1 protein-coding gene is annotated in these 362 nt (G+C 72.4%); it reads left to right on the top strand.

Translation table 11 applies throughout. The annotated features are described in order from the left end of the window. On the top strand, positions 1 to 362 hold a 362-nt coding region (locus NE591_RS13335; RefSeq protein ID WP_256156874.1), incomplete at both ends, for a hypothetical protein.

The raw sequence follows: 362 nt of genomic DNA, 5'->3' as shown, positions 1-362 counted from the left end.
GGCAAGCTGTTCTCGGACAAGTTCGGGGACTCCTCCCGAGCGGTGCTTCGCCGCTTCGCCCTGACGAAATGGACGCCGACGGCCTGGCCGACGACCTGCGCGGCGCGAGCAGGAACCGCTTCGGCGCGGCCAAGGCCTCCGACGTTCTGGAATCGCTCCGCTCTACCTGCGGCGTCCCCGCCACCGACGCCCTGCGGCTGCAATTGCGCCTCCTGCTCGACCAGCTTGACTTCTGCGCCGCCCAGCTCGCCGAGATCGACGCCGAGGCCGACTCCCTCCTGGACGCCGTGGCCCCGACGCTTCCGACCGTCCTCGGCGGCTATCTGGGCGGCGGTGGCGCGGCCCACGCCGGGGACGGTCGG

Origin of the sequence: Adlercreutzia sp. DFI.6.23 (assembly GCF_024462535.1) — a bacterium.
Taxonomy (GTDB): domain Bacteria; phylum Actinomycetota; class Coriobacteriia; order Coriobacteriales; family Eggerthellaceae; genus Adlercreutzia; species Adlercreutzia rubneri.
This window is presented reverse-complemented; position numbering and strand designations above follow the sequence as displayed.